Source organism: Thioclava sp. F34-6 (assembly GCF_002213235.1).
GTDB classification, from domain to species: domain Bacteria; phylum Pseudomonadota; class Alphaproteobacteria; order Rhodobacterales; family Rhodobacteraceae; genus Thioclava; species Thioclava nitratireducens.
Window position 1 is genome coordinate 143,042 of the sequence record NZ_NBOA01000006.1, and the last position, 20,301, is coordinate 163,342.

The 20,301-nt window shown below is 64.6% G+C and carries 18 protein-coding genes; 8 read left to right on the top strand and 10 right to left on the bottom strand.

What is annotated here, in order from left to right:
* Positions 1-60: 60 nt before the first annotated feature.
* The gene (locus tag B6V72_RS13875; protein WP_075775614.1) at positions 61-2,325 is read right to left on the bottom strand and encodes an adenosylcobalamin-dependent ribonucleoside-diphosphate reductase; all 2,265 of its coding nucleotides are present in this window, start codon (positions 2,323-2,325) and stop codon (positions 61-63) included.
* Positions 2,326-2,484: 159 nt separating this feature from the next.
* On the opposite strand from B6V72_RS13875, the gene B6V72_RS13880 reads away from it, so the two are divergent.
* A complete protein-coding gene (locus B6V72_RS13880; protein ID WP_075775615.1) occupies positions 2,485-2,910 on the top strand; it encodes a DUF1489 domain-containing protein in 426 nt (141 codons plus the stop codon).
* Here B6V72_RS13880 and B6V72_RS13885 read toward each other — a convergent pair.
* From B6V72_RS13885 to B6V72_RS13915, 7 genes are all read right to left on the bottom strand, one after another.
* Positions 2,907-3,227, bottom strand: a complete 321-nt coding sequence (locus B6V72_RS13885; RefSeq protein WP_088735827.1) for a hypothetical protein — start codon at positions 3,225-3,227, stop codon at positions 2,907-2,909. The two genes, B6V72_RS13880 and B6V72_RS13885, sit on opposite strands and share 4 nt — an antisense overlap.
* Before the next feature lie 113 nt (positions 3,228-3,340).
* Entirely contained in the window at positions 3,341-4,948 is a 1,608-nt protein-coding gene (gene pgi / locus B6V72_RS13890) for a glucose-6-phosphate isomerase (RefSeq protein WP_088735828.1), read from the bottom strand.
* Positions 4,949-4,964: 16 nt separating this feature from the next.
* Positions 4,965-5,636, bottom strand: a complete 672-nt coding sequence (gene pgl / locus B6V72_RS13895; protein WP_088724880.1) for a 6-phosphogluconolactonase — start codon at positions 5,634-5,636, stop codon at positions 4,965-4,967.
* Positions 5,633-7,087 (bottom strand): glucose-6-phosphate dehydrogenase, encoded by a 1,455-nt coding sequence (gene zwf, locus B6V72_RS13900; protein ID WP_088727761.1) that lies wholly within the window; start codon positions 7,085-7,087, stop codon positions 5,633-5,635. Before zwf ends, pgl begins: the two co-directional genes overlap by 4 nt.
* A gap of 106 nt (positions 7,088-7,193) precedes the next feature.
* Positions 7,194-7,694 (bottom strand): DUF2478 domain-containing protein, encoded by a 501-nt coding sequence (locus tag B6V72_RS13905; RefSeq protein WP_088722580.1) that lies wholly within the window; start codon positions 7,692-7,694, stop codon positions 7,194-7,196.
* 64 nt (positions 7,695-7,758) lie between these two features.
* Positions 7,759-8,301 (bottom strand): PIN domain-containing protein, encoded by a 543-nt coding sequence (locus B6V72_RS13910; RefSeq protein ID WP_088735829.1) that lies wholly within the window; start codon positions 8,299-8,301, stop codon positions 7,759-7,761.
* Positions 8,301-9,509, bottom strand: coding sequence for a class I SAM-dependent rRNA methyltransferase (locus B6V72_RS13915; protein WP_075775622.1), 1,209 nt, complete (start codon positions 9,507-9,509; stop codon positions 8,301-8,303). The genes B6V72_RS13910 and B6V72_RS13915 overlap by 1 nt, the downstream gene beginning before the upstream one ends.
* A 240-nt stretch (positions 9,510-9,749) precedes the next feature.
* Here B6V72_RS13915 and edd point away from each other — a divergent pair, with 240 nt between their 5' ends.
* Positions 9,750-11,555: a phosphogluconate dehydratase gene (gene edd, locus B6V72_RS13920; protein WP_088735830.1), complete on the top strand. Its 1,806-nt coding sequence runs from the start codon at positions 9,750-9,752 to the stop codon at positions 11,553-11,555.
* 133 nt (positions 11,556-11,688) lie between these two features.
* Positions 11,689-12,330, top strand: coding sequence for a bifunctional 4-hydroxy-2-oxoglutarate aldolase/2-dehydro-3-deoxy-phosphogluconate aldolase (gene eda / locus B6V72_RS13925; protein ID WP_075775624.1), 642 nt, complete (start codon positions 11,689-11,691; stop codon positions 12,328-12,330).
* Between the two features lie 8 nt (positions 12,331-12,338).
* On the opposite strand, the gene B6V72_RS13930 is transcribed toward eda, so the two are convergent.
* Positions 12,339-12,605, bottom strand: coding sequence for a hypothetical protein (locus B6V72_RS13930; RefSeq protein WP_075775741.1), 267 nt, complete (start codon positions 12,603-12,605; stop codon positions 12,339-12,341).
* 15 nt (positions 12,606-12,620) lie between these two features.
* On the bottom strand, positions 12,621-15,395 hold the full coding sequence (locus tag B6V72_RS13935; protein ID WP_088735831.1) for a glutamine-synthetase adenylyltransferase: 2,775 nt from the start codon (positions 15,393-15,395) through the stop codon (positions 12,621-12,623).
* A 126-nt stretch (positions 15,396-15,521) separates the two neighbouring features.
* On the opposite strand from B6V72_RS13935, the gene B6V72_RS13940 reads away from it, so the two are divergent.
* The 5 genes from B6V72_RS13940 (at position 15,522) to B6V72_RS13960 (ending at position 20,279) form a co-directional block, all read left to right on the top strand.
* A complete protein-coding gene (locus tag B6V72_RS13940) occupies positions 15,522-15,989 on the top strand; it encodes a YbaK/EbsC family protein (protein WP_075775626.1) in 468 nt (155 codons plus the stop codon).
* 127 nt (positions 15,990-16,116) lie between these two features.
* A complete protein-coding gene (locus B6V72_RS13945; RefSeq protein ID WP_075775627.1) occupies positions 16,117-16,572 on the top strand; it encodes a DUF2852 domain-containing protein in 456 nt (151 codons plus the stop codon).
* Positions 16,573-16,711: 139 nt separating this feature from the next.
* Positions 16,712-17,542: an arginyltransferase gene (locus tag B6V72_RS13950; RefSeq protein ID WP_075775628.1), complete on the top strand. Its 831-nt coding sequence runs from the start codon at positions 16,712-16,714 to the stop codon at positions 17,540-17,542.
* Positions 17,543-17,776: 234 nt separating this feature from the next.
* Positions 17,777-18,874 (top strand): TRAP transporter substrate-binding protein, encoded by a 1,098-nt coding sequence (locus tag B6V72_RS13955; protein ID WP_088735832.1) that lies wholly within the window; start codon positions 17,777-17,779, stop codon positions 18,872-18,874.
* Positions 18,875-19,166: 292 nt separating this feature from the next.
* Positions 19,167-20,279, top strand: coding sequence for a TRAP transporter substrate-binding protein (locus B6V72_RS13960; RefSeq protein WP_075775630.1), 1,113 nt, complete (start codon positions 19,167-19,169; stop codon positions 20,277-20,279).
* Positions 20,280-20,301: the final 22 nt, after the last annotated feature.

Genomic DNA, 20,301 nt, shown 5'->3' on the forward strand with positions numbered 1-20,301 from the left:
AGAAAAGCCCCTGACCAGACGGTCAGGGGCAGATCTTTTCATATCAATGGCCGGATCAGCTCAGCCACATTTCGAATGGCCGCAATCGGCGCAGGTCATGCAGCCTTCGACCATCCGGAGGGCGTAGGAGCCGCAGGACGGGCAGGCCTTGCCGCGGGGGGCTTCGCCGATGGCCATACGGTCGGCCTCGGGGTCGGATTTCAGGCCCATGCCCTCGCCTTCGAGGAAGCCGATGGAGATCATGTGACGCTCGATGACGCCGCCGATCGCCGCGAGCATGGAGGGGATGTATTTGCCCTGCATCCAAGCGCCACCGCGCGGATCGAACACGGCTTTCAGCTCCTCGACCACGAAGGAGACATCGCCACCGCGCCGGAACACCGCCGAGATCATCCGGGTCAGCGCCACGGTCCAGGCGAAATGCTCCATGTTCTTGGAGTTGATGAAGACCTCGAAGGGACGGCGATGGCCGCCTTGGACGATGTCGTTAATCGTGATGTAGATCGCGTGCTCCGAGCCCGGCCACTTGATCTTGTAGGTCGAGCCTTCGAGCGCCGCGGGACGGTCCAGCGGCTCGGTCAGGTAGACCACATCGGCGCCCTCATCGACTTCCGGCGCGTCTTCGGACTTCTCGGAAACGCTGAGAACCGAGCCGGTGACGTCGTTCGGACGGTAGGTGGTGCAGCCTTTGCAGCCGGTGTCCCAAGCTTCCATATAGACCGATTTGAACGCCTCGAAGGGGATATCCTCGGGGCAGTTGATGGTCTTGGAGATCGAGCTGTCGATCCATTTCTGCGCCGCCGCCTGCATCCGGACGTGGTCCATCGGCGCGAGCGTCTGGGCATTGACGAAATAGTCGGGCAGCGGTTTGTCTCCGAACTTGTCGCGCCACATCTGCACCGCGTAATCGACCACTTCTTCCTCGGTGCGCGAACCGTCGGGCTGAAGCACCTTGCGCTTGTAGGCATAGGCGAAGACCGGCTCGATGCCGCTGGAGACGTTGCCCGCGTAGAGCGAGATCGTGCCCGTGGGCGCGATGGAGGTCAGCAGCGCATTGCGGATGCCGTGCTCGCGGATCGCTTCGCGCACGTCGTCATCCATCTGCATCATGTTGCCCGAGGCGAGGTATTTCTCGGCGTCGAACAGCGGGAACGGCCCCTTCTCCTTCGCGAGATCGACCGAGGCGAGATAGCTCGCCCGCGCGATCTGCTTCATCCAGGCTTCGGTTTGTGCCGCGGCCTCTTCCGAGCCATAGCGCAGGCCCAGCATCAGGAGCGCGTCGGCCAGACCGGTCACACCCAGCCCGATGCGGCGCTTGTTCTGCGCCTCTTCGCGCTGCTGCTCCAGCGGGAAGCGCGAGGCGTCGACCACGTTGTCCATCATGCGGATCGCAAGGCGCACCATCTCGTCGAGCTGCTCGGGATCCAGCCCGGCATCCGCCTCGAACGGGTTCGTCACCAGCCGCGCGAGGTTGATCGAGCCCAGCAGGCAGGCGCCATAGGGTGGCAGGGGCTGCTCGCCGCAGGGGTTGGTCGCGGCGATCTGCTCGACATAGTTGAGGTTGTTCATCTTGTTGATGCGGTCGATGAAGATCACGCCCGGCTCGGCGTAGTCATAGGTTGCGCGCATGATCTTGTTCCACAGATCGCGGGCGTTCAGAGTGTGATAGACCTTGTCGCCGTATTTCAGATCCCACGGACCATCCGCCTTCACGGCCTCCATGAACGCGTCGGTCACCAGCACGGACAGGTTGAACATTCGCAGACGGGCCGAATCCTGCTTGGCGGTGATGAAGCTCTCGATATCGGGGTGATCGCAGCGCATCGTCGCCATCATCGCGCCACGGCGCGAGCCCGCCGACATGATGGTGCGGCACATCGCATCCCAGACATCCATGAAGCTCAGCGGGCCGGAGGCATCGGCGGCGACACCCTTCACCTCGGCCCCGCGCGGACGGATGGTCGAGAAGTCGTAGCCGATTCCCCCGCCCTGCTGCATCGTCAGCGCGGCTTCCTTGAGCATGTCGAAGATGCCGCCCATGTTGTCGGGGATCGTGCCCATGACGAAACAGTTGAACAGTGTCACGGCGCGGCCCGTGCCGGCACCTGCGGCGATCCGGCCGGCGGGGAGATATTTGAAATCTTCCAGCGCGCCGTAGAATTTCTCTTCCCATTTCGCGGGCTTATCCTCGACCTCGGCCAAGGCGCGCGCGATACGCCGCCAACTGTCTTCCACGGTGGCGTCGATCGGGGTCCCGTCCTGCTCTTTCAGGCGGTATTTCATGTCCCAGATCTGTTCGGCAATCGGGGCGGCAAAACGGCTCATGAGGTCCTCGTGGCAGCAGTTCGAGTGAGGTCAGAAATCGAAAGCCCCCGCCGCATATCGTGCGTCGGGGGCGGGCTGACACTATACCTAAGGCCTCTTCGCATGACCAGACGCAAATCGGACATTGCCGTCGCGGGAACGAAATCCTAGTTAAGGGGCATGGGTGACAAAGTGGTGAATCTGATAAAACTGTGCGTCGGTGCCGAGAAGGTCGAAGACCTGATCGCGTGGCAGGCCAGCCGTTATGGCAAAGGGCCGGCGATGCATGTCACGCGCATGTGGCCGAAACGCGCGGACGAAATCCTCAACGGCGGGTCGCTGTACTGGGTCTTCAAGGGCGCGGTGCTGGCGCGCCAGCGCATTCTGGAACTGTCCGAGGTGATGGGCGCGGACGGGATCGCGCGCTGCGCCATCGTGCTCGACCGCGAGGTGATCCGGACAGAGGCCCTGTCGCGTCGCCCCTTCCAGGGCTGGCGTTATCTCAGCCCCGAGGATGCACCCCGCGATCTGCCCAAAGGCCGTGCCCGCGAAGAGGCTCTGCCCCGCGAGCTCGCCGTGGCGCTCTCGGAAATCGGCCTGCGCTAAGAGCCGAGCCAGCGTTCCGCCTCCGCCTGCACGGTAAAGATGCGGAACGCGCCGCCCTCGCCCTGCAAATCCGCCTCGGAGCGCATATCCTCCGGCACGACCAGCGCGCAGCGCCCGGCCTGACCGTCTTCGCAGCTTTGGCGCAGCCCGCCGATCAGTTCGGCCATGTAGCCATCGAAGCGCGGCGCGACGACGACCATCACCCGGTCCGCCGTGCCTACGAGGCGCATCGCCTCGGTCACGTCATGCTTGAGAACGGTGCCCGACGCGCGGAGTGCCGCGACGCCTTCGGGTCCATCTTCCATCTTCTCGATCATCGCGAAAATCCTTCACTCGAACCTTGGCGGGTGGAGCGTCCCGGCCTGCAAGATGAACGGAAGGATAACCGACGCGGTTCCGCCCGCAGGCGGGACCGCCGAACACGTTTGGATCAGCCGCGCAGCGACTGGACCCGGGCGACAAGCTGCCGGGTCGAGCCGTCCTTGCCCTCTCCCGCATCCTCGCCTTTGAGCACCGGCGCAAGCGCAAGCGCCAGTTCCTTGCCCAACTCCACGCCCCATTGGTCGAAGCTGTTGATGCCGAGGATCACGCCCTCGACGAAGACGCGATGCTCGTAAAGCGCGACGATCCCGCCGAAGACCTCGGGGGTCAGTTTCGGATAGAGCAGCGTCGTCGATGGCCGCGAGCCCGGGAAGACGCGGTGCCGCGCCTGACGGTCCAGCTCATCGCCCTCGAAGCCTTTCTTGCGCATGATTTCGGTCGCCTCGGCCAGCGAGCGGCCCCGCATCAGCGCCTCGGATTGGGCAAGGCAGTTGGCCACGAGCAACATGTGCTGATGCGCCAGATCGGGCTCATGCCCCTCGGCCGCGACCATGAATTCGCAGGGAATGACCCGCGTACCCTGGTGAATCAGCTGGTAGAATGCGTGCTGGCCGTTGGTGCCCGGCTCGCCCCAGACGACGGGGCCCGAATTGTAAGGCAGGTTCTTGCCATCCATGCTCACGCGCTTGCCGTTGCTCTCCATCTCCAGTTGCTGAAGATAGGCCGGCAGCCGCACAAGCCTTTGATCATAGGGCAGAACCGCGCGGGTGGCGTAGTCGCAGAACTGGTTGTGCCAGATACCCACCAGCGCCAGCAGAACCGGCAGGTTGTCCTTGTAATCGGCGGCGCGGAAATGGGCATCCATCTTAGCGGCGCCTTTGAGGAAATCTGCGAAATCCTCCGGCCCGATCGCAATCATCAGCGACAGCCCGATCGGCCCCCACATCGAATAGCGCCCGCCAACCCAATCGGCGAACCCGAAGACGCGTGCCTCGTCGATGCCGAAGGCGGCGGTTTTGTCGGCAGCGGTCGAGAGCGCTGCGAATTGCTGCGCCGGGTCCGCGACCTTCTCGGCCATCCAGCGCTTTGCCGTCTCGGCGTTGGTCATCGTCTCGATCGTGGTGAAGGTCTTGGAGGCGACGATCACCAGCGTCGTTTCCGGGCTCAGGCCGGCCAGCGTGTCATGGATATGCGCCCCGTCCACATTGGACACGAAATGGCAGCGGGGACCGTCGTGATAAGGCGCAAGCGCCAGCGTCGCCATCGCCGGGCCAAGGTCCGAGCCGCCGATGCCGATATTGACCACATCGGTGATCTTTCCGCCCTCCCCCTTGAACTTGCCCTCGCGAACGTCGCGGGCGAACGCTTCCATACGGGCATAGGTTGCGCGGACCTCGGGCATGACGTTCTCGCCATCGACGAACACTTCCGTGTCGAGATTGCGCAGCGCGGTATGCAGCACCGCGCGGCCTTCCGTGTCGTTGATTTTCTCACCGGTGAACATCGCTTCCGCGCGGGCCGCGACGCCCTTCTCCTCGGCCAGCTTCACCAGCAGGTCGAGCGTTTCCGAGTCGATGTTGGTCTTGGAGAAATCGAACAGGAATGGCCCGGTTTCGCGGCTGAAACCGGACGCGCGATTGTCCTTTTCGAACAATTCCGCGATTTCGCGGGACTGCACGGATTGCGCCTTGTCGAGGAGGTCTTGCCAGATGGTCATCGGTGAAAGTGCTCCCTTATTCAGCCCAGTGCACGGTCGCGTCCTTGAGAACGGCGCGCACCGGCGCCTGTTCCACGGGGAGCTTTTCCGCCGCTTCGATCGCCGCGCGCTTCTCCGGCCCTGTGATCAGGATATGCGTGTGCATCGCATCGCGCAGCACCGGTGCCGAGAGCGTGATACGCGGCTCGCCCGCAGCTTCGGCGCGCATCGGCAACAGGATCGGCGCGTCGTTCGACAACGCCTCTTTCAGGCGGTCGGCACCGGGGAACAGGCTCGCCGTATGCATATCCGCGCCCATACCCAGAAGCAGGACGGAGATCGGCAGATGCGGTTCGATCCCGGCGGCCAGTTCCGTCATTTTGTCCTCGGGCCGCTCCGCTTCGGCATAGAGTGGCACCAGCGTCGCCGCCGCCGCCCGGCCCGTCAGGAGCCGCGCGCGGATCAGGCGTGTATTCGACCGCTCCGAGGTTTCGGGCACCCAACGCTCGTCATTGAGCAGCACCGCGACCTTTGACCAGTCCAGATCGATATCCGAGAGAATGTCGAATATCGGTCCGGGCGTGGAGCCGCCCGGCACCGACAAGGTCGCGCGGCCCTCGTTGTTGATTGCCGCGCGAAGCTGGCTCGCGATGCGGTCCGCAAGCCCCATCATAAGCATCTCGCGATCGGGGTAACTTTCGAAATTCATTCGCGAATCTCCCGCCAGCGGCGGCCGTCCCGATGCATCAGCATCAACGCGTCATCGGGGCCCGACGAACCGCTGTCATAGCTTTGAGGTTTGTCGCCGCGCGACTCCCAGCCTTCGATGATCGGATCGGTCCAGGCCCAAGCCGCTTCAACCTCGTCGCCGCGCATGAACAGCGTCTGGTTGCCGCGGATGACGTCCATGATCAGCCGCTCGTAGGCGTCGGTGATGTCGGCCTCTTCGCCCAGAGCTTCCGCGAAGGACATATCGAGCGGCACCTGCACGAGGCGCATGCCGCCCGGCCCCGGCTCTTTGATCATCATCTTCAGGTTCATACCCTCGTTGGGCTGGAGCCGGATCACGAGCACGTTCTCGCGCCACTCGCCCTCGGCCTCGTCGAAGATCTGGTGCGGCGGCTGCTTGAAGGTGATCGCGATCTCGGACGTGCGGGCCCGCAGCCGCTTACCGGTGCGCAGGTAGAAGGGCGTGTTGACCCAGCGCCAGTTCGCGACATGGCATTTCATCGCGATATAACTCTCGGTCGTCGACTCCGGGTCCTCGGCATCTTCCAGATAGCCGGGCGCGTCCTTGCTCGCCACGTATTGGCCGCGCACGATATCGGCAGGTGCTACAGGCTGCAGAGCCCGGATCACCTTGAGTTTTTCGTCGCGCACCGCATCGGGGTCGAAGTGGTAAGGCGGCTCCATCGCGATCAGGCACAGTAGCTGCATCAAGTGGTTCTGCACCATGTCGCGCATCGCGCCCGACTTGTCATAATACGATCCGCGACCGCCTACGCCGACCGTTTCGGCGACCGTTATTTGCACATGATCGACAAATTGGCTGTTCCAGAGCGGCTCGAACAGGATGTTGGCGAAGCGTACCGCCATCAGGTTTTGCACGGTTTCTTTACCGAGATAATGGTCGATCCGGTAGATCTGTGTCTCGTCGAAATACTCCGCGAGCACGGCGTTGAGCGCCTTGGCAGAGGCGAGGTCGCGCCCGAAGGGCTTTTCCACGACGATCCGGGCATCCGGCCCCGCGATCCCGCGCTTGTGCAGCCGCTCCGCGAGGTCGCCGAACAGCGAGGGCGCCACCGAGAAGTAGAACGCGTTGACCGTGTCGCCGCGGACTTTCGATTTCAGATCATCCCAGCCGCCATCGCCTTTCGCGTCGATCGCGACATAGTCGAGCATCGGCAAGAACCCGTCCAGCGCTCCTTCGTCGTCGCATTTGCTGCCACCGAATTCGGCGATCGCCGCGCGGACCTGATCGCGGAATTCATCCGGGGTCATCTCCGAGCGCGCGGCACCGATGATGGTGGAGCCTTCGGGAATCTGTCCCGCGCAATAGCGCCGAAACAGGCCGGGGAGAATTTTGCGATTGGCGAGGTCGCCAGTGGCGCCGAAAATCACCAGGTCGAAACGTTCGACGGGAATGACGCGCGAAACCATGGGCTGCTCCGTGTTTGGGGTCCGTTAGCGCTAACGACCCCCTTGTACTCACCTTAGCGGAACAAGTCTAGCATGGCAGCGGCGCGAGACAACGTAAGGGCGCGGATTAAGCGCTCTCACGCGAGAGAAATGCCTCAAGCGCCTGAATATCCGGCAGGATTTCTTCGGCCAAACCATCCGTGAAAGCCGCGAAATCCGCGCGCGTTTCTGGCGGAACGGACAGAAGCACCGGAAAATCGGAGGCCATCGCCTGCGCGATCAGGTCGCGACAGCCGCGCCCCGCGGCTTCCTGTTTGCCGAACTTGTTGAGGATCACGATGGTGCCCGGTTGCGCCATCTCGAGCGCATGGCCGACCTGTGCGACGACCTCTTCGAGCGCACCCGCGTCGAGCGAACACGCCCCCGCGCCCTGCCCCAGATCCTGCGAAATCGTGCGGGTTTCGCCATCGGGGAGGATGCGCAGATGCATCTCGCACTCGAACCGCTGCGGCACCTCGGCGCGCACCATGCCAATCACGTCGCGCCCTTGCGACAGCAGCCTGTCGGCTAGCTGGGCAAGGAGCTTGTCGGCCGCGCCGCGCTCTTGGCATGTGATGAACCCGATCATTGCGCCTGTTTGGCGAGGCTTTCGCGGGCGGTCAAGGGGCCACGCCCTGAGACGGAGCGCAAGATCACGCCGCCAACGCCTTGCCGAAGCGCGGCAGACGCGCCCGTTTCATCAGCGCCCGGATCGGCTGCGGCTCGCCCGACAAACGCTCTGCCTCGGCGCGTACGGATTCGCTGATGGCGCGCATCTTCTCGGGGTGCTCGGACAGAAGCTGCCAGAGGAACCCGTCCGGATCGCGCCGCTCCAGCCCCTCGCCCGCCAGTGTCCCGCGCGGGAAGTCCTGCGCGTTGAAGGTCAGGATCGCATCGGCGCTGCCCGCGATCGCCACGGCCAGAACGTGCAGATCGTTTTCGTCGGGCAAGACCAGCCGGTCCTCGATCCCCGGCTGCGCCGCCACCTCGGCCTTCGGGAAGGTGGCGCGCAGTAGCGCGATCTCGCCCCGCGCGATCGCTTCGTCGGCGGGCGCGCGGCGCGCGGCGGCCCGCGCCCATTCCTCGAGAATCCGCGCCGACCAGAGCGGACGATAGAGCCCCGCCTTCGCCGCCCCGATCAATATCTCGCGTAGCACCGTCGGGTAGAGCACGCAGGCATCGAGCACGACCCGCATCAGTCGAGCCGGAAGAACAGTGATTTCAGGTAACCTGATTCCGCCAGCTGCGGCAGCATCGGGTGGTCCGGCCCGGCATAGCCGGTGTGGATCAGCTGCGCGGACCGCCCCGCCTTGCCGATGCCACGCGTGCAAGCTGCGCGGAATTGCGACAGATCGGCGGCATGCGAGCAGGAGCACAGCACCAGATAGCCGCCCGGTTCGACCAGCGGCGCGGCCATCCGGGCGATCCGCTCATAGGCACGCAGCCCCGCTTGCAGCGCGGGCTTGGCGGGGGCGAAGGCGGGCGGATCACAGATCACCAGATCGAACCGCTCATCTTCTTGACCCAAAGCGTCGAGCGTATCGAAGGCGTCCCCCTGACGCGTCGCGAAGCGGGCGCTGGCACCCATCGCCTCGGCGCCCTTGCTTGCCAGCTCGAGCGCCGACGCAGACGCATCGACCGACAAAGCGGATTGCGCGCCACCGGCCAGCGCGGCCAAGGCGAAGCCGCCCACGTGAGAGAAGACATCCAGCACCCGCGCGCCCTCGGCCAGCCGCGCCGCAAATGCATGGTTCGGGCGCTGATCGTAGAAAAGCCCAGTCTTCTGCCCGCCCATCAGATCGGCGAGGTAAATTGCTCCGTTCATCGGCACCTCGACCGGGGCGTCGATCCCGCCACGGAGCGTGACCATCTCCTCGTCGAGACCTTCGAGATTGCGGGCCCGGCCTGCGCCGTTCTTGATGATCGTGGTGACGCCCGTGACCTCGGCCAGCGCGGCCTCGAGATCCGCGATCATCACCTCCGACCATGCCGCGTTCGGCTGGATCACCGCCGCGTCACCGAACCGGTCGATGATGACACCGGGCAGCCCGTCCGCCTCGGCATGGACCAAGCGATAGAAAGGCGCATCGAACAGACGCACGCGCATCTCGAGCGCCCGGGCCAGCTTCACAGTGAGCCAGTTGCGATCGATCACCGCCTCGGCGTCGCGGCTCATCACCCGCGCGATGATTTTGGAGTTCGGATTGACCGTAACCGTCGCGAGCGGTCGCCGCTCGCCATCCTCCAGCGTCGCGATCGTGCCGGGCGCGATCGCCTTGGTGCGGCGGTCGGTCACCAGCTCGTCCGCATAAACCCAGGGAAAGCCGTGGCGGATCGCGCGGGCCTCGGCTTTCGGGCGCAGCCGGACGGTCGGACGGGTGGCGGGGTCTTCGGACTGGCTCATCGGGGGCTCCTTGCGCGCGCTGTCTCAGGCGCGGCCTTCCTAGCGCCAAGCGACCCGGCGCGAAAGCCCTCGCGCTTGCCGCATCCCCGCTCTGCCCCAGATAATCGACAAAGGGAACGGGTTGCGGCGTTAGCGCTAACATGGTAGCGAGGACGCAACCGCGATCCGCGCCCGCTGCGCGAGCGGCCCTTACGGGCTGCATGTTCCGCATCAGATGCATAGCAAGGAAAGGCCCCGCCGATGACCCTCGATGCCACAATCGCCCGTGTGACCGACCGAATCCGCGCCCGCTCCGAAGGCCCGCGCGGCGACTATCTCGCCCGGATGCAGGCCGCCGCCGATGCAGGGCCCGCCCGGGCGCATCTCAGCTGCGGCAACCAGGCCCATGCCTATGCCGCGATGGGAGAGGACAAGGACAAGCTCGCCGGCGAACGCGCCCCCAACGTGGGCATCGTGACCGCCTATAACGACATGCTCTCGGCCCACCAGCCCTTCGAAACCTTCCCGCAGACGATCAAGGCTGCGCTGCGCGAGGTGGGGGCGACGGCACAGGTCGCAGGCGGGGTGCCCGCGATGTGCGACGGCGTCACACAGGGCCAGCCGGGTATGGACCTGTCGCTCTTCTCGCGCGACGTGATCGCGATGGCCGCGGCAGTGGCGCTCAGCCACAACACCTTCGACGCGGCGCTCTACCTCGGCGTCTGCGACAAGATCGTGCCCGGGCTCATCATGGCCGCCGCGACCTTCGGGCATATCCCGGCGATCTTCATCCCCGCGGGGCCGATGACGACCGGCCTGCCCAATGACGAGAAGGCCAAGGTGCGCCAGCAATTCGCCTCCGGCGAAGTCGGCCGCGACGCGCTGATGGCCGCAGAGATGGCTTCCTATCATGGTCCAGGCACCTGCACTTTCTACGGCACCGCGAATACCAACCAGATGCTGATGGAGTTCATGGGTCTTCACCTGCCCGGCGCCTCCTTCGTGAACCCGAACACACCGCTGCGCGAGGCGCTGACGGTGGCAGGCGCGAAGCGCGCCGCCGAGATCACCGCGCTCGGCAATGACTACCGCCCGGCCTCGGAAGTGCTCGACGAGAAGGCCTTCGTGAACGGCATGGTGGGGCTGATGGCCACCGGTGGCTCGACCAACCATGTGCTGCACCTGCCGGCGATGGCGCGCGCCGCCGGGATCGTGCTCGATCTGGAAGATTTCGACGAGATTTCCTCGGTCGTGCCGCTGATGGCGAAAGTCTATCCCAACGGCCTCGCCGACGTGAACCACTTCCACGCCGCGGGCGGTCTGCAATTCATGATCCGTCATCTGCTCGACGCGGGCCTGCTGCACGAGGACGCCAAGACCGTCGCGGGCGACGGGCTGACCCGCTACACGCAGGAGCCGAAGATCACCGAGGACGGCCTGGTCTGGGAAGAGGCCGATCCCGAGAGCCAGAACGAAAAGATTCTGCGCAAACCCGCCGATCCGTTCCAGAAGACCGGTGGCCTGAAGCAGCTCGAAGGCAATCTCGGCCGCGGCGTGATCAAGGTTTCCGCCGTCGCGCCGGAGCGCCATGTCATCGAGGCGCCGGTCCGCGTGTTCAAGGAACAGCACGAGGTGAAGGACGCCTTCAAGGCGGGCGAATTCACCTCGGACACGATCGTCGTGGTGCGCTTCCAGGGACCTAAGGCGAACGGGATGCCGGAGTTGCACTCTCTCACCCCGACCCTCGCAGTGCTGCAGGATCGCGGGCTGAAAGTGGCACTGGTCACCGATGGCCGGATGTCGGGCGCCTCGGGCAAGGTTCCCGCAGCAATCCATGTCTCCCCCGAGGCCGCCGATGGCGGGCCGCTTGCGAAGCTGCAGGACGGCGATATGGTGCGGCTCGACGCGACGACGGGCGAGTTGACCTGCCTGAGCGAAGGCTTCGAGAGCCGCGCGCCGGTCGAGCCCGACCTCAGCGGCAACCAGTTCGGCCTCGGCCGCGAGCTGTTCGGCGCCTTCCGCACCCATGTCGGCCCGTCCACCAAAGGCGCCTCCGTGGTGCTGTGAGTTTTCTTGCCTCCGGCGGGGATATTTCCACCAAGGCGAAAACAGGGTTCTGCTTTCGGCTTGGCAAGAAATATCCCCCGCGGAGCGTCCTGCCCTCTCCGCCCGCATGGGCGAACCAGACTGGAGTGATCCGATGACCCCGAGTGAACAATCCGCATCCGCCCGCAAGATCTGCGAACTGGCCCCGATCGTGCCGGTGATCGTGGTGAAGGATGTGGCCCATGCCGCCCCTCTTGCCAAGGCGCTCGTCGCGGGCGGCCTGCCTGCGCTGGAAGTGACGCTGCGCACGCCCTGCGCGCTCGACGCGATCCGCGCCATGGCCGATGTCGAAGGCGGCGTGGTCGGCGCGGGGACGCTCTTGACCCCCGCCGATGTGAAAGCCGCGAAAGCCGCGGGCGCGAAATTCGGCGTTTCGCCCGGCGCGACCGAAACGCTGGTGAAGGCCTGCGAGGACGAAGGTCTGCCGCTTCTGCCCGGTGCCGCCACTGCATCCGAAGTGATGAAGCTTCTCGAGATGGGTTACGACGTGCTGAAGTTTTTCCCGGCGGAAGCTTCGGGCGGCGCGCCTGCGCTGAAGGCGATCGGGGCCCCGATCCCGCAGGTCAGCTTCTGCCCGACGGGCGGCGTCAGCATGAAGAACGCCAATGATTACCTGAGCCTGCCCAACGTTCTTTGCGCAGGCGGCTCCTGGGTTGCGCCCGATGCGATGGTGCAATCGGGCGACTGGGCCGGGATCGAAGCGCTTGCGCGCGAGGCGGCGGCGCTGCCGCGCTAATCACCCTGCTAGGGACGACGCGCCCGCCAGCCGCCGCGCCGCATCGGTGGGGCGCTTTCGCGGGTCAGACCTTCTTCGAGCACCCGGGTCATCGGGTGCTCGGGCGGCGCCTGATACGCCGCGAGCACGGTGCGCATCGCTTCGCTCGCATCCATCCCCGGCCCGAGGCTCAACGCCCAATCCATGAAGATCGAGCGGCACTCTTCCATAGTGATCCCGTCGATCTTGAAGCTCTCGCGGATCAGCCCTTTCGGGTCCGCCTCGCTCAATTCCATAAGTTTGCGCGCCATTCAGCCCTCCAGAGCCCTGTCCACGATGGCGGCTGTCTCGGTCGTGACCTCGTTCAGACGCGCCGTCAGAGCATCGAGATCATCCAGCCCCGTCTCGCGCAACAGGAAAGCGCGGCCGCCTTCTCCGATCGCCGCCATATCCAAGGGCTTCTCGCTCAGCAAGCGCCCGCCTGCCTGCAACCGCCAGAGGAAGCGATAGGCGGTGGCAAGCGCCTCACCCTCTTCGCGGGTCACGAACCCGCCGCGGGGGCCTGCGCGCAGTTGCGCCTCGACCTTGCGCGCCGGGACGCCCGCGCGGAGCGCAAAACTCTGGGCGAGCAGTTCGATATCCTGCAGCCGTCCGGGGCCGACCTTCGCCTCCCAATCGCCATCGGGAGCCTTGGCCGCGAAGATCCGCGACCGCATCTGCGCCAGATCGCGCAGCACCTCGGCGCCGCCGCCTTTCGCCTGTAGAACCTTCAGCCGGATCGCCTCGACCCGGTCGGCCAGATTGGCGCTGCCGGCGACCGGGCGCGCCCGGGTGAGCGCCAGATGCTCCCAGGTCCAGGCCTCCTCCATTTGGTAGCTATCGAAGCTTTGTACCGAGGTCGCGACAGGCCCCTGCTTGCCCGAGGGGCGCAGCCGCATATCCACCTCGTAGAGCGTCCCTTCCGGCATCGGCGCGCTGAGCGCGGTGATCAGCGCCTGCGTGAGCTTCGCATAGTAAGCCCTTGAGGCAAGTGGCTTCTTGCCATCCGAGAACTCCTCCCCATCGGCGTCATAGATCACAATCAGATCGAGATCGGATTGCGCATTCAGCCGCTCGGCCCCGAGGCTACCCATGCCCAGAACCACCGCCCCCTTGCCCGGGCATGACCCGTAGCGGCGCGCGAATTCGCCCTGAACAACCGGCCAGAGCGCGCCCAGCACCGCGCCGGCCACATCGGCATATTGGCCCGCGGCTTCTGACGCATCGACGAGACCGCGCAGATGATGCACGCCCACGCGGAATTTCCATTCCTTCGCCCAGCGCCGCGCCGCAATCAACGCGGCCTCGTAATCGTCGGCGCGCTCCATCAGCCGGGCGAGATCGGCTTCCAGCGCAGATTTTCCCGGCCAGGGCGCGAAGAACGAGCCGCCGAGAACCGCGTCCAGCACCCCGGCATTGCGCGACAGGTAGCTCGCGAGCCCCGGCGCAGTGGCGCAGATGTCGACGATGAGATCGACCAGTTGCGGATTGGCTTCGAACAGAGAGAACAGCTGCACGCCCGCGGGCAGCCCCTTGAGGAAGCCGTCGAACTGGGTGAGTGCTTCCTCCATGTTTGCTGCGCGCCGCATCCGGTCGAGCAGTTCCGGCTCCAGCCGCTTGAAGATCGCGCGCCCCCGCTCGGATCGGAGCGCCGGATAGCCCGTCCAGCCCTCGACGATCTCACGCGCGGCGTCGCTCAGTTCGGGGCGCTCGGCGGCGGCATCGGGGGCGAAGAAATCATTCGTCAGGCTTTCGACCCGCTCCAACCGGTCGCGCAGCCGATCGCGCCAGCGGGCCACATCGCCCTCGCCCATCATAGCGGCGATCCGGGCGAGCCCTTCTTCATTGCCGGGCAGAATCTGGGTCTGGGCGTCGCCCACCATCTGCAGACGGTGCTCGATCTCGCGATGCTCGCGGTAATGACCGATCAGTTCCTCCGCGACATCCTCGGCCACCCAAGTCTTCGCGGCGAGCGCACGCAGCCCGCCCACCGTGGTCCGGTCGCGCAGCGTCTCGTCGCGCCCGCCTGCGATCAGTTGCCGGGTCTGGGTGAAGAACTCGATCTCGCGGATGCCGCCCTGACCGAGCTTGATATTGTGGCCTGCCACCTCGATCGGACCGTGCAGCCCCTTATGTTCGCGGATACGCAGGCGCATGTCGTGGGCGTCCTGAATCGCCGCGAAATCGAGATGCTTGCGCCAGACGAAAGGCCGGAGGCGTTCAAGGAACTGCTCCCCCGCCGCGAGATCCCCCGCGCAGGGACGTGCCTTGATATAGGCCGCGCGCTCCCATGTCCGGCCTTCGGCCTCGTAATAGAGCTCCGCCGATCCCATCGAGATGCAGACCGGCGTGACGGCGGCATCGGGGCGCAGGCGCAGGTCGGTGCGAAAGACGTAACCCTCGGACGTGCGATCGTTTAGCATCGCCGCCATCTTGCGCGTCGCCCGGATCAGTGCGCTGCGCGCCTCCATCGCGTCATCGGGGTCGTACCGGCTTTCATCGAAAAGGCAGATCAGGTCGATATCGGAGGAGTAGTTCAGCTCCCCTGCCCCCATCTTGCCCATCGCGAGCGCGACCATCCCGGCGGCGCTCTCGACATCATCGTCGCTCGCACCGGGTATCTTGCCGCGGCGGATTTCCTCGGCCACCAGCCGCTTCATCGCCAGATCGACCGCGATATCGGCAAGCCGCGTCAAGGCGCCGGTCACTTCCTCGAGACACCAGACGCCACCGAGATCGGCCAGTCCCGCGAGCAGCGCGACCCGCCGCTTCGCCCGGCGCAGTTCGCTCGGTAGATCGGCGAGGCTGACGGGCGTGATCCGCGCGAATTCATCGGCCAGCGCAGCTTCCGGATTGACTGAAATCGCAGATCGCAGCCACTCGGCCTCTTTCTCCATCAGGCCTTTGAGATATGGGCTGCAACCCGCCGTGCCCCCTAACAATTCGCGCAACTCCGGCGCGAGATCGGAAAACAGCTCTTCGGCCTCGGCGGCGCGGTCGGGCTCGAAAGGCAGGGGCGAACGGGTGAGACGCGAGGCAAACGGCATGGCGCCATGCTTACGCCGCCAAGCGGGCCGGTCAATGGGGATTGCTGTCACGCGCCATCTGGCCATAACTACACCCCGCCCCGGGGCGCATCCGCGCCCTGACCGCAGACCGTCCGGAGCCTCGCCATGAGCAAATCCCTGAAACGCGTTCGTGCCGCCCTCGAAGCCGCAGGCGCGCCTTTCGAGATCACCGAACCGGGCGAGGCCCGAACTGCCGAGATGGCGGCGCAGGCGGTGGGCTGCGAGGTCGATCAGATCGCGAAATCCATCATCTTTCGCGGAGAAGACAGCGGCCATGTCGTGCTCTTCATCACCGCAGGCGGCAACCGGGTGAGCGCCGAGAAGGCGAGCGCTGTCGCGGGCCAGCCCTTGGGCAAGGCAGACGCGGGGCTGATCCGCGCGGAGACCGGCTTCGCGATCGGCGGCGTCGCGCCGCTGGGTCATGTCGGGCCGGTAACGGCTTTCCTCGACCCCCGGCTGTTCGATTTCGATACCGTCTGGGCCGCAGCGGGCACGCCTCGGCACGTTTTTGCCATCGCCCCGGCCGACCTGGAACGGATCAGCGGCGCGAAACGGGCCGATTTCACCGAATAAAACAAAGCAATTTCGGTGCCTTGCGGCAAAAATGTAAAAATCGTTTACATCCCCCCTTGCAAGACACGGTCCGACTTCCGATCTTGGAGATGTGAAAGGAATTCACATACTCAACCCGGAGGTTCCAATGTCCGCCTATTCCACCAACTCCATGCCCGTCGCGGTTGGTAACTGGTTTACCCGCGCCGTTAACTGGATGGATGGGAACGGCCCCGGCGCCTGGATCGCGCTGATGGTGGCCGGCTTCATCTTCGCAGGCCCCCTCGGCCTCGTCATTCTCGCCTTCATCCTGTTCACCGGCCGCTTCGGGCGTCGCTGGCGCACGGGTCAGGCGGTGCAGAAACGCGGCTTCGGCTGCTACGGCGCCGGTGGCGTCCATGTTTCGCGCTCGACCGGCAACGCCGCGTTCGACGCCTACAAGGCCGACACGCTCGAGCGACTGCAGCGCGAACAGCAGGAATTCGAAGAGTTCCTCGGCCGTCTGCGCGAAGCCCGCGACAAGGCAGAGTTCGACCAGTACATGGAAGAGCGCGCCAAGGAAGCGGCCCAGTCGGAGAACACCTCCGAAGAGGCGAAAGCCTGACCATATAGACAGTTCGCGACGCGAATTCAGCGCCCCGGTTGACCTGACCGGGGCGCTTTCTATGTCGTCACCATGAAACACTTGGCGGGTGAGCGCTCCTTTGCTAGCCTGCCGCCACCCCTCCCCAACGAGGCTTTTGATGCGCCATTCGCTTCCGCTTGCACCGCAGTTCTATGTAACCGCGCCGCAGCCCTGCCCCTATCTGGACGGCAGGTCGGAACGAAAACTGTTCACCGCCTTGCAGGGCGAGTCCGCCGAGAAGCTCAACAACGCGCTGTCGCGCCAAGGCTTTCGCCGGTCACAGAACGTGCTCTATCGGCCGTCCTGCGCCGATTGCACCGCGTGCCTGTCGGCCCGCATACGGGTCGCCGATTTCAAACTGTCGAAATCGCAGCGCCGGGTGATGAAGAAGAACGGCGACCTGCGGCGCACCGCGACGTCTCCCTGGGCGACAGAAGAGCAATTCGCCCTGTTCCGCCGCTATCTCGATGCGCGCCACGCCGATGGCGGCATGGCCGACATGGATATCTTCGAATTCGCCGCGATGATCGAGGAGACGCCCGTGAAATCGCGGGTCATCGAATATCGCGAGACCGCGGCCACTCCCGACAGCATGCGCGCGCTGATCGCGACCTGCCTGACCGATGTGCTCGATGACGGGCTGTCGATGGTCTATTCCTTCTACGAGCCTGAACGCATCCGCGACTCCCTCGGGACATACCTCATTCTCGACCATGTCGAGATCGCGAAGCGCGTGGGCCTTCCTTACGTATATCTGGGCTATTGGGTACCCGGCTCGCCGAAGATGAACTACAAGGCGAACTTCTCCGCGCTCGAGATCTACAAGGGCGGCAAGTGGACCGATATCGGTGATCCCGCCAAGCACGAGACCGAGACGCATCCGCTCTCGGTGCCGCCGATCGCGGAACAGGTCGCGCGAATCCAGCTCCCCGACACACGCAACAGTTGAGTCACCACCACGCGCCGCCGACGCTCTCGCAGACGACTGCTCAACCGTTCGGCACTCGCCGTATGTCAAATGATTTTTTTAAAACTTTTCCATGACTTCCGTTGATTACGCGCGCGTGAACTCTGGACACTCCCGGCCTGTGGTGAAACGGTCCCGGCAGACCCGCCACGGAGGATACGAGGTGGGTGGCGAGGCGCGTCCTCGCGCAACGGAGCAATAATGGGAGGATCCTAAATGGACCGTCGTTCCTTTCTGACGAAAGCCGCGCTGGGTAGTGCGGCTGCGAGCACGCTGGCAGCCCCCGCGATCGCACAAAGCAACCCGCAGATCACCTGGCGTCTCGCCTCGTCCTTCCCAAAGTCGCTCGACACGATCTATGGCGGCTCGGAAGTCCTGTCGAAGATGGTCGAGGAAGCCTCGGACGGCAACTTCAAGATCCAGGTCTTCGCCGCAGGCGAGATCGTCCCCGGCCTTCAGGTCGCCGATGCTGTGATGAATGGCACGGTCGAAGCCTGCCATACCGTGGGTTACTACTTCTGGGGCAAGGATCCGACCTGGGCGCTCGGCGCGGCAGTGCCGTTCTCGCTCAACGCGCGCGGCATGAACGCCTGGCACTACCACGGCGGCGGTATCGAGCTCTATAACGAGTTCCTCGGCAAGCAGGGCCTCTACGGTCTGCCGGGCGGCAACACCGGCGCACAGATGGGCGGCTGGTTCCGCAAGGAGATCTCGACGGTCGAGGACCTCAAGGGCCTCAAGATGCGCGTTGGTGGCTTCGCGGGCAAGGTGATGGAAAAGCTCGGCCTCGTGCCGCAGCAGATCGCCGGCGGTGACATCTACCCGGCGCTCGAAAAAGGCACGATCGACGCGACCGAATGGGTCGGCCCCTACGATGACGAGAAGCTCGGCTTCTATAAAGTCGCGCCCTACTACTACTACCCCGGCTGGTGGGAAGGTGGCCCGACGGTCCACTTCATGTTCTCGAAAGAAAAGATGGAAGGCCTGCCGAAGCAGTATCAGCAACTTCTCCACACCGCCGCTCAGGCCGCCGATGCGGACATGCTGCAGAAATACGACATGAAGAACCCGAAGGCGCTCAAGACCCTGGTCGCCAACGGCACCCAGCTGCGCGCCTTCTCGCCGGAGATCATGCAGGCCTGCTTCAAGGCGGCCAACGAGGTCTATTCGGAGATGGAAGCGAACAACCCCGAATTCGCGAAGATCTGGGGTTCGATCAAGGACTTCCGCAAGGACTGGTTCACCTGGGAGCAGCTGGCCGAGTTCAACTACGATTACTTCATGATGAGCGAAGCCAACAAGGGCGAGCTGTAAGCCGCCCAAACTGGTCAAGCCAGAGAACCGAAGCCCCGGCGCGCTGCGCGCTGGGGCTTTTTCTATGCCTGCACGAGACCAGGCGCCGGGCGGACATTCTGCGCGCGCAATGCTACATTGCAGCATGGTTTCGGAACTGTGACCACACACGACATAAAATTGCGTGATGCCCGGTTTACACCCGGAACCGGTCAAGTAAAGTGACCGCAATGTCCACACCGGAGGGAACGCCATCAATGGAGCGGTGTGGTCAGAAAAATTGACAGACATCCACGACTTGGGAGGAAACCATATGGATCGTCGTTCTTTCCTGCGCAAAGGTGCGCTTGGCGGGGCAGCCGCAGCTGCCAGTAGCGCACTCGCCGCACCTGCTATCGCGCAAGAAACCCCTACCGTGACGTGGCGCATGACCTCGTCTTTCCCCAAATCGCTCGACACGATCTACGGCGCCGCCGAGACGATGGCGAATTACGTCAAGGGAATGACGGACGGGAAATTCAACATTCAGGTCTTCGCGGCGGGCGAAATCGTGCCCGGCCTGCAGGCCATGGATTCGGTGTCGAACGGCACCGTCGAGGCTTGCCACACCGCGTCCTACTACTACTGGGGTAAGGATCCGACCTTCGCCTTCGCAACCGCAGTGCCGTTCGGCCTGAACATGCGCATGCAGAACGCCTGGTTCTACTATGGCGGCGGCAACGACCTGATGAACGAGTTCTACGCGAACTACGGCATCACCGCATTCCCCTGTGGCAACACCGGCGCCCAGATGGGCGGCTGGTTCCGCAAGGAGATCAACACGCCCGAAGACCTCAAGGGCATCAAGATGCGGATCGGCGGCTTCGGCGGCAAGGTCGTGGAGAAGCTCGGCGTCGTGCCGCAGCAGATCGCCGGCGGCGACATCTACCCGTCGCTCGAGAAAGGCACGATCGACGCCACCGAATGGGTCGGCCCCTATGACGACGAGAAGCTCGGCTTCTACAAGGTCGCACCCTATTACTACTATCCCGGCTGGTGGGAAGGCGGCGCCTGTCTGCACGCCATGTTCAACAAGAACGCTTACGAGCAACTGCCCGAGGCCTACAAGGTCGCACTGCAGGCAGCGACGCAGGCGGCGAACTCAGATATGATGGCGTCCTATGACTACAAGAACCCGACCGCGCTGAAGAAGCTCCTCGGCCAAGGGGCACAGCTGCGTCCGTTCAGCCAGGATATCCTCGAAGCCTGCTTCAACGCCGCGAACGAGGTCTACGACGAGATCAACAGCTCGAACGAGGCGTTCAAGAAGATCTACGACAGCCAGTTCAGCTTCCGCAACGACGCCTATGGCTGGTGGCAGCTGTCGGAGTTCAACTTCGACTACTTCATGATGCGCCAGCAGGCTGCGGGCAATCTGAAGATCTGAACCACGCCCAGCGTGAAACGAG

Excerpts from the sequence above, each read along its gene's own strand:
- B6V72_RS13875 (WP_075775614.1), bottom strand. The coding sequence starts at position 2,325 with ATGAGCCGTTTTGCCGCCCCGATTGCCGAACAGATCTGGGACATGAAA.
- B6V72_RS13880 (WP_075775615.1), top strand. The coding sequence starts at position 2,485 with ATGGGTGACAAAGTGGTGAATCTGATAAAACTGTGCGTCGGTGCCGAG.
- B6V72_RS13885 (WP_088735827.1), bottom strand. The coding sequence starts at position 3,227 with ATGATCGAGAAGATGGAAGATGGACCCGAAGGCGTCGCGGCACTCCGC.
- pgi (WP_088735828.1), bottom strand. The coding sequence starts at position 4,948 with ATGACCATCTGGCAAGACCTCCTCGACAAGGCGCAATCCGTGCAGTCC.
- pgl (WP_088724880.1), bottom strand. The coding sequence starts at position 5,636 with ATGAATTTCGAAAGTTACCCCGATCGCGAGATGCTTATGATGGGGCTT.
- zwf (WP_088727761.1), bottom strand. The coding sequence starts at position 7,087 with ATGGTTTCGCGCGTCATTCCCGTCGAACGTTTCGACCTGGTGATTTTC.
- B6V72_RS13905 (WP_088722580.1), bottom strand. The coding sequence starts at position 7,694 with ATGATCGGGTTCATCACATGCCAAGAGCGCGGCGCGGCCGACAAGCTC.
- B6V72_RS13910 (WP_088735829.1), bottom strand. The coding sequence starts at position 8,301 with ATGCGGGTCGTGCTCGATGCCTGCGTGCTCTACCCGACGGTGCTACGC.
- B6V72_RS13915 (WP_075775622.1), bottom strand. The coding sequence starts at position 9,509 with ATGAGCCAGTCCGAAGACCCCGCCACCCGTCCGACCGTCCGGCTGCGC.
- edd (WP_088735830.1), top strand. The coding sequence starts at position 9,750 with ATGACCCTCGATGCCACAATCGCCCGTGTGACCGACCGAATCCGCGCC.
- eda (WP_075775624.1), top strand. The coding sequence starts at position 11,689 with ATGACCCCGAGTGAACAATCCGCATCCGCCCGCAAGATCTGCGAACTG.
- B6V72_RS13930 (WP_075775741.1), bottom strand. The coding sequence starts at position 12,605 with ATGGAATTGAGCGAGGCGGACCCGAAAGGGCTGATCCGCGAGAGCTTC.
- B6V72_RS13935 (WP_088735831.1), bottom strand. The coding sequence starts at position 15,395 with ATGCCGTTTGCCTCGCGTCTCACCCGTTCGCCCCTGCCTTTCGAGCCC.
- B6V72_RS13940 (WP_075775626.1), top strand. The coding sequence starts at position 15,522 with ATGAGCAAATCCCTGAAACGCGTTCGTGCCGCCCTCGAAGCCGCAGGC.
- B6V72_RS13945 (WP_075775627.1), top strand. The coding sequence starts at position 16,117 with ATGTCCGCCTATTCCACCAACTCCATGCCCGTCGCGGTTGGTAACTGG.
- B6V72_RS13950 (WP_075775628.1), top strand. The coding sequence starts at position 16,712 with ATGCGCCATTCGCTTCCGCTTGCACCGCAGTTCTATGTAACCGCGCCG.
- B6V72_RS13955 (WP_088735832.1), top strand. The coding sequence starts at position 17,777 with ATGGACCGTCGTTCCTTTCTGACGAAAGCCGCGCTGGGTAGTGCGGCT.
- B6V72_RS13960 (WP_075775630.1), top strand. The coding sequence starts at position 19,167 with ATGGATCGTCGTTCTTTCCTGCGCAAAGGTGCGCTTGGCGGGGCAGCC.